The organism is Xanthomonas sp. XNM01 (assembly GCF_014851915.1).
GTDB lineage: Bacteria > Pseudomonadota > Gammaproteobacteria > Xanthomonadales > Xanthomonadaceae > Pseudoxanthomonas.
Map to the genome: position 1 here is coordinate 1251608 of NZ_JACVAP010000001.1, position 14809 is coordinate 1266416.

Below are 14809 nucleotides of genomic sequence, written 5' to 3' on the forward strand. Positions count from 1 at the left end.
GCCTGCGGAAATCTGGCGTTCATCGGTCGACGGCGGCGAACGCCCTATGATCGGCCCATGCAGATGCCGACGCTTCCTCCTCGCGCCATCGACGCCCATCCGCGCGACCTAGCCGACCTGCAGCGCGCCGTCGCCCTGCTTGAAGCGCCGACGATCACCGCGCGCATGGCCAACCTGGTCGGCGCGCCACTGGAGTTCGCGGTCAAGCGCCTGCCCGATGGCGTGACCCGACGCATCCACGGCGCGGTCGAGGCGGCGCTGCACAAGGCCGTGCAGACCGCGCTGTGGAGCATGGACAACACGCCGGGCCGGGCGGCTTCGCCGCGCTGGCACAAGCTTGCGGCTGCCACCACCGGCGCGGTCGGCGGTGCCTTCGGCTTCACTGCGCTGCTGGTCGAGCTGCCGGTGTCGACCACGATCATGATGCGTGCGGTGGCCGACGTGGCCCGCAGCGAAGGCTTCGACCTGCGCGACCTCGCCACGCGCCAGGCGTGCCTGGAGGTGTTCGCGCTGGGCGGCAACAGCGGCGGCGACGATGCCAGCGAGACCGGTTACTACCTCGCGCGCGGATTCACTGCCGACGTGGTCCGCCACCTGTCGGCCGAACTCGCCGGCCGGGTCGCGACCGGGCAGGGGCTCACGCTCGGCGTCGCCCCGAAGGAGGCCGGCAAGCTGTTGGCCAAGCTGGTGGAGAAAGTAGCCGCGCGGTTCGGCGTGGTCGTCGGCGAGAAGTTCGCCGCACAGGCGGTGCCGGTGATCGGTGCGGCGGCCGGCGCGACGCTCAACACCATGTTCACCGACTACTACCAGGACGTGGCGCGCGGGCATTTCATCGTGCGCCGGCTCGAGAAGACGTACGGCGAGACCGCGGTACGCGAGGCCTACGACAGGATCGCGGCGGGCCGGGACTGAGGCCGGGCGCATCGCGCCACCTCTTGCGCCAGGTGCCGATCGCAGCACGTGCGTGACCGATGATGTGCGGCCATGTGCTGCCCCGTCATCGGCGCCTGCAGGATGCTCCGCAGACGAAAAACCCCGCCGAAGCGGGGTTTTCGTTGCAGGCGGCGTGGTGTCGTCAGCCCGCGGCCTTGGTCTTGGCCAGACGCAGCCAGGTATCGACCACGGTATCGGGGTTGAGCGACACCGACTCGATGCCTTCCTGCATCAGCCATTCCGCCAGGTCCGGATGGTCGGAGGGCCCCTGGCCGCAGATGCCGACGTACTTGCCCTTGGCACGCGCGGCCTTGATCGCCATCGACAGCAGCTTCTTGACCGCCGGATTCCGCTCGTCGAACAGGTGGGCGACGATCGACGAATCGCGGTCCAGGCCGAGGCTGAGCTGGGTCAGGTCGTTGGAGCCGATCGAGAAGCCGTCGAAGATCTCCAGGAACTCGTCGGCGAGCAGTGCGTTGGACGGCACCTCACACATCATGATGATCTTCAGGCCGTTCTCGCCCTGCTTCAGACCGTTCTGTTCCAGCACCTCGACGACCTTGCGGCCTTCTTCCAGGGTGCGCACGAACGGGATCATCACCCACAGGTTGTCCAGGCCCATCTCGTTGCGCACGCGCAGCACGGCCTTGCACTCCAGCGCGAACGCCTCGGAGAAGCTCGGGTCGACGTAACGACTGGCGCCGCGGAAGCCGATCATCGGGTTCTCTTCATGCGGCTCGTAGTTGCTGCCGCCGATCAGGTTGGCGTACTCGTTGGACTTGAAGTCCGACAGGCGCACGATCACCGGGTTCGGGGCCACCGAGGCGGTCAGCGTGGCGATGCCTTCGGCCAGGCGGTCGACGTAGAAGCCCACCGGATCGGAGTAACCGGCGATCTTCTCGTCGATCTTCTTCTTCGTGGCGGCGTCCTGCCTGTCGTATTCCAGCAGCGCGTTCGGGTGGATGCCGATGTGGCTGGCGATGATCATTTCCAGACGGGCCAGACCGATGCCGGCGTTGGGCAGCTGGCCGAAGTCGAAGGCACGCTCCGGGTTGGCCACGTTCATCATGATCTTCAGCGGGGCCGGCGGCATGTTGCCCAGATCGGTGGTGGTGCGCTCGAAGGCCAGCTTGCCTTCGTAGATGAAGCCGGTGTCGCCCTCGGCGCAGCTGACCGTCACGTCCTGGCCGTCCTGGATCAGGTCGGTCGCGTTGCCCGACCCGACCACTGCCGGCACACCCAGTTCGCGCGCGATGATCGCGGCATGGCAGGTGCGGCCGCCGCGGTTGGTGACGATGGCCGATGCGCGCTTCATCACCGGCTCCCAGTCGGGGTCGGTCATGTCGGCGACCAGCACGTCGCCGGGCTGCACGCGGTTCATGTCGTCCAGCGAGCGCACCACGCGCGCGGTACCGGCGCCGATCTTGGCGCCGACGGCGCGGCCTTCGGCCAGCACCTTGCCGTCCTTGTCGCCCAGCGCGAAACGCTCGATCTGGGTGGCATGGCTGCGCGACTTCACCGTCTCCGGGCGCGCCTGCACGATGAACAGCTTGCCGCTCACCCCGTCCTTGGCCCACTCGATGTCCATCGGGCGGCCGTAGTGCTTTTCGATGGTCAGCGCCTGGCGCGAGAGCTCGGCGACGTCTTCATCGCTGATCGAGAAGGTGCTGCGCAGTTCGGCGGGCGTGTCCTCGGTGCGCACACGCTCGCCCGGCACGTCCGAATAGACCATGCGGATCGCCTTGCTGCCCAGCGAACGGCGCAGGATCGCCGGCTTGCCGGCCTGCAGCGTGGGCTTGTAGACGTAGAACTCGTCGGGATTGACCGCACCCTGCACGACCATCTCGCCCAGGCCGAACGAAGAGGTGACGAACACCACGTCGCGGAAGCCCGATTCGGTGTCCAGCGTGAACAGCACACCGGAGGAGCCCACACCCGAGCGCACCATCAGCTGCACGCCGGCGGACAGGAACACGTCCTCGTGCTTGAAGCCGTGGTGGACGCGGTAGGCGATCGCGCGGTCGTTGTACAGCGAGGCGAAGACTTCCTTGACCTTGTGCACGACATCGTCGGCACCGGTGACGTTGAGGAAGGTTTCCTGCTGGCCCGCGAACGAGGCGTCGGGCAGATCCTCGGCGGTGGCCGAGGAGCGCACCGCCACCGCGACATCGCCGCCGCCGTTGTCGGCGGAAAGCTTCGCGTAGGCGGCGCGGATGTCGGCGTCGAGATCGGGCTGCAGCGGTGCGTCGATGACCCAGCCGCGGATCTCCTTGCCGGCAGCGGTCAGCGCGCCGACGTCCTCGACGTCCAGCGTTGCCAGCCTGTCGAAGATGCGCTTGGACAGATCGTTGTGCGCGATGAAGGCCTTGAATGCCTCCGCCGTGGTCGCATAACCGCCGGGAACCGAGACGCCGAGCCCGGCCAGGTTGCCGATCATCTCGCCCAGCGACGAATTCTTGCCACCTACGCGGGCCAGATCGGCCAGGCGCAGTTCGTGCAACCACAGGATGTTGTCGTTCAAGCGCGATGCTCCGTAGGACCATCGCCCGGCCGGGCGATGGCCGCGTCCAAGGTATGTGGAACCGTTATGATGCAGCCCAGCATCCGGGCATATCAAGCGTGAAAACGGCTACATATGGTGACGACATGGTGACGAACGAAACCACGACCATCCGCCCGGTGTTCTACGTGTCCGATGGCACCGGTATCACTGCCGAAACCATCGGCCATAGTCTGCTAACGCAGTTCAGCGGCTTCCGCTTCGTCACCGATCGCATTTCCTTCGTCGACGATCCGGAGAAGGCGCGCGAGGCGTGCGGCAGGATCGTGGCTTCCGGGCAACTGCATGGCACGCGTCCGATCGTGGTCAATTCCTGCGTGGATCCGGCCCTGAGCCTGATCCTGGCCGAGAGCGGCGCGCTGATGCTCGACGTGTTCGCGCCCTTCATCGATCCGCTGGAGCGCGAACTGAACGAGCCCAGGCAGTCGCGCGTGGGGCAGGCGCATGGCATGGTCGATTTCGATACCTACCATCGCCGCATCAATGCGATGAACTACGCGCTGACCCACGACGACGGCGTGGCGATCAACTACGACGAAGCCGACGTGATCCTGGTCGGCGTGTCGCGCGCCGGCAAGACCCCGACCTGCGTCTATCTGGCGCTGCATTACGGCGTGCGTGCGGCCAACTACCCGCTGACCGACGAGGATCTGGAGGACGACCGCCTGCCCCCACGGCTGCGTGCGCACCGACGCAAGCTGTTCGGCCTGACCATCGACCCGGTGCGGCTCCAGCAGATCCGGCAGGAGCGCAAGCCCGATTCGCGGTATGCGCGGCTGGAGACCTGCAAGCGCGAGGTGCTTGCCGCAGAGACGATGTTCCGCATGGAGCGCATTCCCACGCTGAGCACCACCTACACCTCGATCGAGGAGATCTCGAGCAAGGTGCTGAGCACGCTGGGACTGCAGCGTGAGATGCTCTGACAGCCGTCCGGGCTGAACGGCGTGCTGAATGGAACGGGGCGTGTCGTCAGGCGTCTGTCGTGCCGCCGGTGCGGTGTGTAGGATCGTCCCATGCAGCAGGTGATCCCGCGTCACACCCGGTTCCCCCGGCTCAGCCGTTTCGGCTGGCTGATGGGTCTTTATGGCGAGAACCACCAGCGGCTTTCGCGGCTGTTCGCGCCGATGGCCCTGGCCGAAGGGCGCTATGTGTCCTCGGTCGGCGATGGGCTGGACCTGCGCCTGGACGTGCTGGAGCGCCATCGCTACACGGTCGAGCTGCGCCTGACCTACGATCTGGTCGATCCATTGACCGGCGAGCCCGATCCTTCCGCCTACCTGCGCGTCTATGCCGACACCGGGCAGGTCGAGACCACCCACTGCTACGTGGGCCGGCGCTGGCAGGACGTGGTCGGTTTCCATCCGCCTGCCGCCGAACTGATCGGGCACCGGCTGCGGATGAACACCTTCCTCGGCAAATGGCTGGAGTATCTGGCCGAACGCGGCCATGGCGTCGCCACCCTGGTCCGGGAAGGGCCCTACATCGCGCCCCGGGCGGTCCGGCCCGAGCGCGCGCCGACCGCCTAGAGGTTTACCGGTGTCATCGATTCCGCTTTCCGTCCTCGACCTGGCCCCCGTCTGCGAGGGCAGCGATGTCGCTGCCGCGTTCGCCAACAGCCTGGACCTGGCCCGTCACGTCGAGGCGCTCGGCTACAACCGGTTCTGGCTGGCCGAGCACCACAACATGCCCGGCATCGCCAGCGCCGCGACCTCGGTGCTGATCGGCCACATCGCCGGCGGCACCCGCCGGATCCGGGTCGGCGCGGGCGGGATCATGCTGCCCAACCATGCGCCGCTGCAGGTGGCCGAGCAGTTCGGCACGCTGGCCGCGCTGCATCCGGACCGGATCGACCTGGGTCTGGGCCGTGCGCCCGGCACCGACCACGCGACGATGCGGGCGCTGCGCCGCTATGCCGACAGCGCCGACACCTTCCCGCAGGACGTGCGCGAGCTGCTGCATTACTTCGCCCCGGTCCAGCCGGGCCAGCTGGTGCAGGCGGTCCCGGGCGGCGGGCTGCGGGTGCCGGTGTGGATCCTCGGCTCCAGCCTGTTCGGGGCCCAGCTGGCCGCCGCGCTGGGCCTGCCGTTCGCGTTCGCCTCGCACTTCGCGCCCGATGCGATGGACCAGGCGCTGATGCTCTATCACCGCGATTTCCGCCCGTCCGAGCATCTCAGGCAGCCCTACGCGATGCTGGCGGTGAACGTGATCGCCGCCGACACCGATGCCGAGGCCAGGCGCCTGTTCACCACCGCCCAGCAGGCCTTCGTCAACCTGCGCCGCGGCCGGCCAGGCCTGATCCCGCCGCCGATCGACGACATCGAGGCCTACTGGTCGCCGGAGGAGCGGGCAGGGGTGGAGCGGGCGCTCGCCTGCAGCGTGGTCGGCGGTCCGGCGACGGTCGCGCGTGGGCTGGCCGATTTCGCCTCCCGGCATCGTCCGGACGAGCTGATCGTGGTCGCCAACATCCACGACCATGCCGCGCGGCTGGCGTCCTACCGGATCGCCGCGGAGGCCTGGCGGGCGGGGCCGGCGGAACTTTGACGGGGGGACTCGCTATTCCGCGGAAATCCGGGTATGGTGCGCCCACTGTGTTCGCATGGGTCACCGTGAATCGTGGCCTGGTGCAGTCGATCTGACGATCAGCTACATCGTTCCGCTTTGCCTAACACCTGCAACCCAGTACCGCCACGGGGGTTCCGTGGTCGGTTTTCCATTTCAAAGTTGAGGAGTTAGCAAACATGTCCGATCGTCAGACCGGTACCGTCAAGTGGTTCAACGATGCCAAGGGCTTCGGCTTCATCACCCCGGAGAGCGGCGCCGACCTGTTCGTGCATTTCCGTTCGATCCAGGGCAACGGCTTCAAGTCGCTGCAAGAAGGCCAGAAGGTCTCCTTCATCGTCGTGCAGGGCCAGAAGGGCCTGCAGGCCGACCAGGTCCAGGCGATGTAATCGCCTTGCGACCGGCCCAGGCCGGGTCGCAGCCTGAAACGCCGGGGGCGCAAGCCTCCGGCGTTTTTCGTTGTGGAGGGCACTCAGCCAGTGGCGGGAATCCGTCTCTTGCCGCTGCGGGTGCCCGATCTGCGGTGGCGGTGCCTGCGGCACGCCATCCGCGGGGCTGTCGATGGCGTTTCCGCGCCCGCCGATTGTCCCTAGCATGGGCTTCCTTCCGGAGACCCTCCATGCTCACCCTGCATCATCTTGAAAGCTCCCGGTCGCAGCGCGTGCTGTGGCTGCTCGAGGAGCTGGCACTGCCGTACCAGATCGTGCGGTACGCGCGCGATGCCGGCACCCTGCTGGCGCCGGCATCGCTGCGTACGATCCATCCGCTGGGCAAGTCGCCGGTGCTGGAGGACGATGGGCTGGTGCTGGCCGAGTCCGGCGCGATCCTCGAATACCTGGTCGAACGTTACGACACCGGCGGCCAGTTCTCGCCCGGCCCGCAGCCGCTGCAGTCCGACGAGCGCCTGCGCTACCGCTACTGGATGCACTACGCCGAGGGCTCGGCGATGCCGCCGCTGCTGATGAGCCTGATCTTCGGCCGCATCCGCAGCGCGCCGATGCCGTTCTTCGCCAGGCCGGTGGCGCGCGGGATCGTCGACAAGGTGATGCGCGGTTTCGTCGGGCCGCAGCTGAAGCTGCATCTGGGCTGGATGGAACAGGCGCTGGGCGAGCGCACCTGGTTCGCCGGCGAGCGCTTCACCGCGGCCGACATCCAGATGAGCTTTCCGGTCGAGGCCGCGGCGGTGCGTGCCGGGCTGGATGGCCATCCGCAGCTGGCCGGGTTCCTGCAGCGGATCCATGCGCGACCGGCCTACCAGCGGGCGTTGGCGCAGGGCGGCCCGCTGTCGCTGTCCGCCGGCTGAGCCGTCCGCAGGCGGTGGCTGGCGAACGCGCCGGGCCGCCCCCATCTGGGTGCCATGCAGATCGAATTCGACAACAGCGCCCTGCGTGAGCTGCCGGGCGATTCCGAGCGCGGCCCGCGGGTACGCGAGGTGCTGGGCGCAGCCTGGTCGGCGGTCGAGCCGACCCCGGTCGCCGCGCCGCGACTGCTGGCCTGGTCGCCGGACGCGGCGTCGCTGATCGGCCTGGATGCGGGCGATGCGGAGGAATCCGACTTTGCCAGGGTCTTCGGCGGCAATGCGCTGCTGCCGGGCATGGCGCCGTGGGCAGCCAACTACGGCGGGCACCAGTTCGGAAACTGGGCAGGCCAGCTCGGCGACGGCCGCGCGATCTCGCTGGGCGAGGCGATTGCCGCCGACGGCCGGCGCTGGGAACTGCAGCTCAAGGGCGCCGGACGCACCCCGTACTCGCGCTTCGCCGATGGGCGCGCGGTGCTGCGCTCGTCGCTGCGCGAGTTCGTCTGCAGCGAGGCGATGCATCACCTGGGCGTGCCGACCACGCGGGCGCTGAGCCTGGTCGGTACCGGCGAGGCGGTGGTGCGCGACATGTTCTACGACGGCCGCGCCCGGCCCGAGCCCGGCGCTGTCGTGTGCCGGATGGCGCCCAGCTTCCTGCGTTTCGGCAGTTACGAGCTGCCGACCTCCCGCGGCGATGTCGCCCTGCTGCGGCAGCTGGCCGACTACACCATCCGCCACCACTACCCGGCGCTGGACCTGCCCGCCGGTCCCGACTACGGCGAGTGGTTCGGCCAGGTCTGCGAGCGCACCGCGCGGCTGGTCGCCGAGTGGATGCGGGTGGGCTTCGTGCACGGGGTGATGAACACCGACAACCTGTCGATCCTCGGCCTGACCATCGATTACGGCCCGTATGGCTGGGTCGAGGACTACGACCCGGACTGGACGCCGAACACCACCGACGCCCAGGGCAGGCGCTACCGCTTCGGCTGGCAGTCGCGCATCGCCGGCTGGAACCTGACCCGGCTGGCCCAGGCGCTGGCGCCGCTGTTCGAGGATGTCGCGCCGCTGCAGGAAGGCCTGGAGCGCTTCCAGGCGGCCTGGGACGAGGCCGAATGCGAGACCGCCGCGCGCAAGCTCGGGCTGTCGGTCGCCGATGCCGGCACGCTGGCACTGATGGCAGATCTGCATGAACTGCTGCAGGACGGCATGGTCGACATGACGCTGTTCTTCCGCGGTCTGCTCGACGTCGACCCGCAGGCGCCGTCGGCCGCGCCCTTGGAGCATGCGTTCTACGACCCGCACCGCCGCGCCGCGGTCGATGCCCGGCTGCAGGATTGGCTGGCGCGGCATGCCGCCCGGCGCCTGGCCGATCCGCTGTCGCCGCAGGCCGGGCGCGAGCGCATGCGCCTGGCCAACCCGCGCTACGTGCCGCGCAACTGGCTGGCCCAGCAGGCCATCGACCGGGCCGAGCAGGGCGATCTGGCGGAGCTGCACACGTTGATGGACGTGCTGCGGCTGCCCTACGACGACCAGCCCGGTCGCGAGGCCTACGCCGTGCGCCGGCCGGACTGGGCGCTGCAGCGCGCCGGGTGCTCGGCGCTGTCCTGCAGCTCCTGATGACCATGCCGTCGGCTGACGGCGCACGACCCGGTCCCGCGGCGGAGCAGGGACGGTTGCCGCACCCACGCCCATGCGCGCGGCCGTGGCGCTGTCTTTCCTTCGCATGCTTGCGCGCCAGTCGCACTGGATGAGATCGGGATCACTGGCATCGGTCCAAGGCTGCGTCGGTCTGCTGGCGCTGTTCTCCGGATCGACTCGCGCCTGCTGGCGGCCATGCTCGCGCCTGCTGGCGGCCATGGACGTCATGCCGCCGCGCGACACCAGCGCTGGATGACGGCTGTGCAATCCGGCGCGACGGCACAGGGTGCGCGGGTGCCCGCGGCAGGTGCCGGGCTGCAGGCATCGTGATCAAGGCACCCGAGAGCGGGAGAGGCCATCAACTCGCCCATGCCTGCCCAGCCGCTGGAACGCCCGGTCAGTCGGGCCAGGCAGCCCGGACCTCCGCGCAAAGCAACTCGCGGCCCTTCGGACATTCCGCTCCGCTGCGTGGCTGATGACGGCTGGGCTGATGACGGCCGACGCCGCCTCGACTGCAGCGCGCTCACGCCGGCGTGATCCAGCGTTCACCGGGTTTTCTCCGTGATCCGGCTTGAATCGAGTCCTCATTCGATCCCGCGGAGTCTCAGATGCAGCAGCCCCCCCACCACCCCGACCGCCACGAGGCCATCGCCGCCCTGCGCGAGATGATCAAGGACGTCGAAGTCGCGATGCTCACCACGCGCCAGGCCGATGGAAAGCTGGTCAGCCGGCCGCTGGGCACCCAGGACGTCGAGTTCGACGGCGACCTGTGGTTCGCCACAGGCGCCGACAGCGAGAAGGTGCGCGAGATCCAGGCCGATCCGCGGGTCAACGTGGCCTACGGCTCGCGCGGCAGGAACACCTACGTTTCGGTGTCCGGCACCGCCAGCATCGTGCGCGACCAGGCGAAGATCGACGAACTGTGGTCGCCGGCGATGAAGATCTTCTTCCCCGGCGGCAAGGATGACCCGAACCTGGTCCTGATCCGGGTGCAGGCCGAGAGCGCCGAGTACTGGGACGGCCCCGGCACGGTGCTGGGCAAGGCGCTGTACTTCCTGATGGCGGCGATGAAGGAAGACCCGGGCACGATGTCCGACCAGGGCACGCTGCAGATCCGCTGAGCGCGTCTGTTGCGCGGCACCGCCCGCGGGCAGGACACTCACTCATACGTGCGTCCAGCGGACGCGTTGCCCCGACGCGTCCGCTGGGCGGGTGACTGTCCGTGCGCTGGCGCCCCCACCGTGACCCGCGCGACCCGACGGCGCGATGCGCCCGGCCCGGAACCCGCGAGGATCAGCGCGGCGCACACCGCGTCGCGTCTTCGTTCATCGGCGAGATCCAGATCCCGCGCTTGCATTCGTGTCCGACGCGGCTCCGGGAGCCTCTTGGTGCACGTGAGCGGCGTATCGCGGGGACGTGCGGGCGGACCGGCAGTGGCTCCCGGCTAGAATGGCCGGCCCCACGCCGAAGCGCCGTCATGCCCGAATCCGTTTCCACGCCCCACTGGTCCCAGCTCGTTCGCGACGTGGCCGATTTCCCGAAACCGGGCGTCACTTTCCGCGATTTCTCGCCGCTGCTGGCCGACCCGGTCGCATTCGGCCTGATGCTGGCCGAACTGGCGGCGCCGTGGCGCGACGCGGGCCTGGTGGCGGTGGCCGGGATCGAGTCGCGCGGCTTCATTCTCGGCGCCGCGCTGGCGCGCGAGCTGGAGGTCGGCTTCGTGCCGGTGCGCAAGCCGGGCAAGCTGCCTGGCGCTGTGTTGGAAGAAAGCTACGCGCTGGAGTACGGCAGCGATCGCCTGCAGGTGCAGGCCGATGCGCTTCCGCCGGGTGCGCGCGTACTGCTGGTCGATGACGTGCTGGCCACTGGCGGCACGCTGGCCGCGGCTGCGGCGTTGCTGCAGCGCCAAGGCGCGGAACTGGCCGGTGCGGCGGTGCTGGTCGAACTACCGGCACTGGCCGGGCGCACGCGCTGGGTGTCGCCGATGCCGCTGCAGGCGCTGCTGGCGCTCTGAGCTGCATCCGGGCCAGGCATGGATGAAGCGCCTGGCCTCTGATCGACGGCTTGGATTGATTGCGGACGCCACGTGGAAGCTGGCGCGGCGCACCGTGTGCATCCTGCTGCCTGACGGCGGTTGGTGCCGGGGTCCAGCAGTCGTGGCCCGTTGTCGTCGGGAACGTCGCGCTGTCGAGCGCAACGGATGCGTCGTCCTGATCGACCGCGATGCATCGGCCGATCCGCGCTGAAGCCGAGCATCGGCAATGGCGTCGTGCATGGAGCCAGCCGAGGCGCTGCCCGCATGAGGAGCCGCTTCATCCGCGGTGCGCGGACCATCCGGCCCGCGCATCCGCTGCATCAGCCGCGTACGACGCTCAGAGCCTGCGCACGCGGAAGCGGCGGCCCTTGATCTTTCCGGCTTCCAGCTGGGCCAGCGCCCTGGCGACATGCTGGCGGGCGATGGCGACGTAGGAGCGGGTGGGGAAGATCGCGATCTTGCCGATCGCCGCGCCGGACAGCCCGGCCTCGCCGGTCAGCGCGCCGAGGATGTCGCCCGGACGCAGCTTGTCGGTCTTGCCGCCGTCGATGCGCAGCGTGGTCATCGCCGCGGCCGGCGGCTGCGCCGGGCGGCCGGTGGCCAGCGGCGAGTTGGAGCGGCGCACGCTGTGGCCGAGTTCGGCCTCCACCGCCTGCGCGCGCGGCAGCTCGCGCGAAGCGATCAGGCTCAGCGCGCTGCCGGTCTTGCCGGCCCGGGCCGTGCGGCCGGTGCGATGGCGATAGGTCGCCACGTCGGTCGGCAGTTCGTAGTTGACCACCGCATCGATGTCCTCGACGTCCAGCCCGCGTGCGGCCACGTCGCTGGCGACCAGCACGTTGCAGCTGCGGTTGGCGAAGCGCACCAGCACCTCGTCGCGGTCGCGCTGCTCGAGCTCGCCGTGCAGCGCCAGCGCGGAGAAGCCGAACTGCTGCAGCGAGTTGGCGACCTCGTCCACGTCCTTGCGGGTATTGCAGAACACCACCGCCGATTCCGGGGCGAAGCGCAGCAGCAGCCCGGCCACGGCCTTCTGCCGGTGCGCCGGTTCGACGTCGAAGAACTGGTGGTCGATTGCCGGCGCACTGTCGGCGCCGTCGACGGTGACCTCGACCGGCTCCTTCAGCAGCTGCCGGGCCAGTTCGCGGATCTCCTCGGGGAAGGTGGCCGAGAACAGCAGACTCTGTCTGTGCTTGTCGCAGCGGCCGGCGATCTCGGTGATCGGCTCGGCGAAGCCCATGTCGAGCATGCGGTCGGCCTCGTCCAGCACCAGGGTGCGCACGCCGCCCAGATGCAGGACGCGCTTGCGGGCCAGCTCCTGGATCCGGCCGGGGGTGCCGACCACGACCTGCGGATCGTGCGCCTGCAGCGAGGCGATCTGCGGCTCCAGCGCGACGCCGCCGGTCAGCACCGACAGCTTCATGTTCGGGATGCCGGTCGCCAGCCGGCGCAGCTGCTTGCCGACCTGGTCGGCCAGTTCGCGGGTCGGGCACAGCACCAGCGCCTGGGCGCGCGACAGGCCGGGATCGAGCCGGTGCAGCAGGCCCAGGCCGAACGCGGCGGTCTTGCCGCTGCCGGTGGGGGCCTGGGCGATCACGTCGCGGCCCTCCAGGATCGGCGGCAGGCTGCGCTCCTGGATCGGGGTCAGGGTGGTATAGCCCAGGGCATCGATGCCGGGAGCGAGTGCCGGCGAGAGCGGCAGCGAGGTGAAGGCGGTCATGCGGCATTTTCGCACGCCGCGGGCGAGGGCATGCGTCCCGGTGCCGCGGGACCGGGGCGCTGGCGCGACAGGATCAGACCGCGTGGTCTGGAGACTGCGAGGCCGCTGCCCGGCAGGCCGCTCCCGTACAATGCGCAGATGTCCCTGATCACCCTGCAGAACGTCGACTACAGTGTCGGCGGCCCGTTGTTGCTGGAAAAAGTCGACCTGTCGATCGAGCGCGGCGAACGCATCGCCCTGATCGGCCGCAACGGCGCCGGCAAATCCACCTTGATGAAACTGATCGCCGGCGAGCTCAAGCCCGACGACGGCGAAGCGCGCGTGCAGCCGGGCGTACGCATCGCCCGGCTCGAGCAGGAGGTGCCGCAGGGCACCGGCGGCAGCGTGTTCGACGTCGTGGCCGGCGGCCTGGGCGAGCTGGGCCAGTGGCTGGCCGAGTTCCACCACCTGAGCCACGCCGAAGAGTTCGACGGCGACGCGATGGGCAAGGTGCAGGCGAAGATCGACGCCGCCGACGGCTGGGCGCTGGACCAGCGCGTGGCCGAGACCCTGACCAAGCTGGAACTGGATGGCGAGGCCGAGTTCGCGCGCCTGTCCGGCGGCATGAAGCGGCGCGTGCTGCTGGCCCGCGCGCTGGTGTCGGCGCCGGACCTGCTGCTGCTGGACGAACCGACCAACCACCTGGACATCGAGGCGATCGACTGGCTCGAGGGCTTCTTGAAGGGCTGGGCCGGCAGCGTGCTGTTCGTCACCCACGACCGCCGCTTCCTGCGCGCGCTGGCCACCCGCATCGTCGAGATCGACCGTGGCCAGGTCAGCAGCTGGCCCGGCGACTGGGCCAACTACGAGCGCCGTCGCGAGGAGCGGCTCAATGCCGAGGCGCAGGAGAACGCGCGCTTCGACAAGCTGCTCGCGCAGGAAGAAGTCTGGATCCGGCAGGGCATCAAGGCCCGCCGCACCCGCGACGAAGGCCGCGTGCGCCGCCTGAAGGCGATGCGCAGCGAACGCGGCCAGCGTCGCGAGCTGGGCGGCAACGTGCGGATGGAAGCGGCCCAGGGCGAGAATTCGGGCAAGAAGGTCATCGACGTCAAGGACGTGTCGTTCTCGTTCGGTGCGCGCCGGATGGTCGACGATTTCTCCACGGTGATCCTGCGCGGCGACCGGATCGGCCTGATCGGCCCCAACGGCAGCGGCAAGACCACGCTGCTGAAGCTGCTGCTGGGCGACCTGCAGCCGCAGTCCGGCGAGATCCGCCTGGGCACCAACCTGCAGATCGCCTATTTCGACCAGTACCGCTCGACGCTGCGCGAGGACTGGAGCGCGATCGAGAACGTGGCCGAAGGCGCGGACTTCCTCGACATCAACGGCAAGCGCAAGCATGTGCATGCCTACCTGCAGGACTTCCTGTTCACCCCGGAACGCGCGCGCGCGCCGATCACCCGCCTGTCCGGCGGCGAGCGCAACCGCCTGCTGCTGGCCAAGCTGTTCGCGCAGCCGTCCAACCTGCTGGTGATGGACGAACCCACCAACGACCTGGACGTGGAGACGCTGGAGCTGCTGGAAGAACTGCTCGGCGAGTACACCGGTACCCTGCTGCTGGTCAGCCACGACCGCGACTTCATCGACAACGTGGTCACCTCGACGATGGTGATGGAGGGCGAGGGGCGGATCGGCGAGTACGTCGGCGGATACACCGACTGGGTGCGGCAGCGTCCGTCGGTGCCGGTCAGTGGCATGCAGGTGGCCAAGGCTTCCGCCACGGCCGCTGCGACCACGCCAGTGGCGGCCGCTGCGCCTGCACCGGCCGTGGAGGCTGCACCGAAGCGCAAACTCAGCTACAAGGATGCGCGCGAACTGGAGCAGCTGCCCGGTCGTATCGAAGCGCTCGAGGCCGAGCTGGCCGCGCTTGCGGCGGCGATGGCCGATGCCGGGTTCTACCAGCAGGATACCGGGCAGGTGACCGCGCATACCCAGCGCATGGCGGCCGCGCAGGCCGGGCTGGACGCGGCCTACGCGCGCTGGTCCGAACTGGACGGCTGAGCGGCCTCGCTCGCGACGACCGCGCGCCCTGGC

The 14809-nt window shown here is 69.3% G+C and carries 12 protein-coding genes; 10 read left to right on the plus strand and 2 right to left on the minus strand.

The window, feature by feature from the left end; translation table 11 throughout:
- Positions 1-57 precede the first annotated feature (57 nt).
- Positions 58-912 (plus strand): EcsC family protein, encoded by an 855-nt coding sequence (locus tag IB242_RS05715; RefSeq protein ID WP_225540049.1) that lies wholly within the window; start codon positions 58-60, stop codon positions 910-912.
- Positions 913-1075: 163 nt separating this feature from the next.
- Here IB242_RS05715 and ppsA read toward each other — a convergent pair whose 3' ends face one another.
- Entirely contained in the window at positions 1076-3454 is a 2379-nt protein-coding gene (gene ppsA, locus IB242_RS05720; protein WP_192276744.1) for a phosphoenolpyruvate synthase, read from the minus strand.
- A 125-nt stretch (positions 3455-3579) separates the two neighbouring features.
- Between ppsA and IB242_RS05725 the strand changes: the two genes are divergently transcribed.
- The 8 genes from IB242_RS05725 (at position 3580) to IB242_RS05760 (ending at position 11001) form a co-directional block, all read left to right on the plus strand.
- Positions 3580-4416 (plus strand): pyruvate, water dikinase regulatory protein, encoded by an 837-nt coding sequence (locus IB242_RS05725; protein WP_192276748.1) that lies wholly within the window; start codon positions 3580-3582, stop codon positions 4414-4416.
- 90 nt (positions 4417-4506) lie between these two features.
- The gene (locus tag IB242_RS05730) at positions 4507-5019 is read left to right on the plus strand and encodes a DUF1249 domain-containing protein (protein ID WP_192276751.1); all 513 of its coding nucleotides are present in this window, start codon (positions 4507-4509) and stop codon (positions 5017-5019) included.
- Positions 5020-5029: 10 nt separating this feature from the next.
- Positions 5030-6034 carry an LLM class flavin-dependent oxidoreductase gene (locus IB242_RS05735; protein ID WP_343237091.1) on the plus strand — a complete coding sequence of 335 codons (1005 nt, stop codon included), beginning with the start codon at positions 5030-5032 and terminating at the stop codon, positions 6032-6034.
- Positions 6035-6231: 197 nt separating this feature from the next.
- Positions 6232-6441, plus strand: coding sequence for a cold-shock protein (locus tag IB242_RS05740; protein WP_192276757.1), 210 nt, complete (start codon positions 6232-6234; stop codon positions 6439-6441).
- A gap of 230 nt (positions 6442-6671) precedes the next feature.
- Positions 6672-7355, plus strand: coding sequence for a glutathione S-transferase (locus IB242_RS05745; protein WP_192276760.1), 684 nt, complete (start codon positions 6672-6674; stop codon positions 7353-7355).
- Between the two features lie 54 nt (positions 7356-7409).
- Positions 7410-8966, plus strand: coding sequence for a YdiU family protein (locus IB242_RS05750; RefSeq protein ID WP_192276763.1), 1557 nt, complete (start codon positions 7410-7412; stop codon positions 8964-8966).
- A 629-nt stretch (positions 8967-9595) separates the two neighbouring features.
- Entirely contained in the window at positions 9596-10108 is a 513-nt protein-coding gene (locus tag IB242_RS05755; RefSeq protein ID WP_192276767.1) for a pyridoxamine 5'-phosphate oxidase family protein, read from the plus strand.
- A 356-nt stretch (positions 10109-10464) separates the two neighbouring features.
- Entirely contained in the window at positions 10465-11001 is a 537-nt protein-coding gene (locus IB242_RS05760; protein ID WP_192276770.1) for an adenine phosphoribosyltransferase, read from the plus strand.
- A gap of 358 nt (positions 11002-11359) precedes the next feature.
- On the opposite strand, the gene dbpA is transcribed toward IB242_RS05760, so the two are convergent.
- Positions 11360-12736 carry an ATP-dependent RNA helicase DbpA gene (gene dbpA / locus IB242_RS05765; protein ID WP_192276773.1) on the minus strand — a complete coding sequence of 459 codons (1377 nt, stop codon included), beginning with the start codon at positions 12734-12736 and terminating at the stop codon, positions 11360-11362.
- 138 nt (positions 12737-12874) lie between these two features.
- On the opposite strand from dbpA, the gene IB242_RS05770 reads away from it, so the two are divergent.
- Positions 12875-14776 (plus strand): ATP-binding cassette domain-containing protein, encoded by a 1902-nt coding sequence (locus tag IB242_RS05770; protein ID WP_192276775.1) that lies wholly within the window; start codon positions 12875-12877, stop codon positions 14774-14776.
- The last annotated feature ends 33 nt before the right edge of the window (positions 14777-14809 follow it).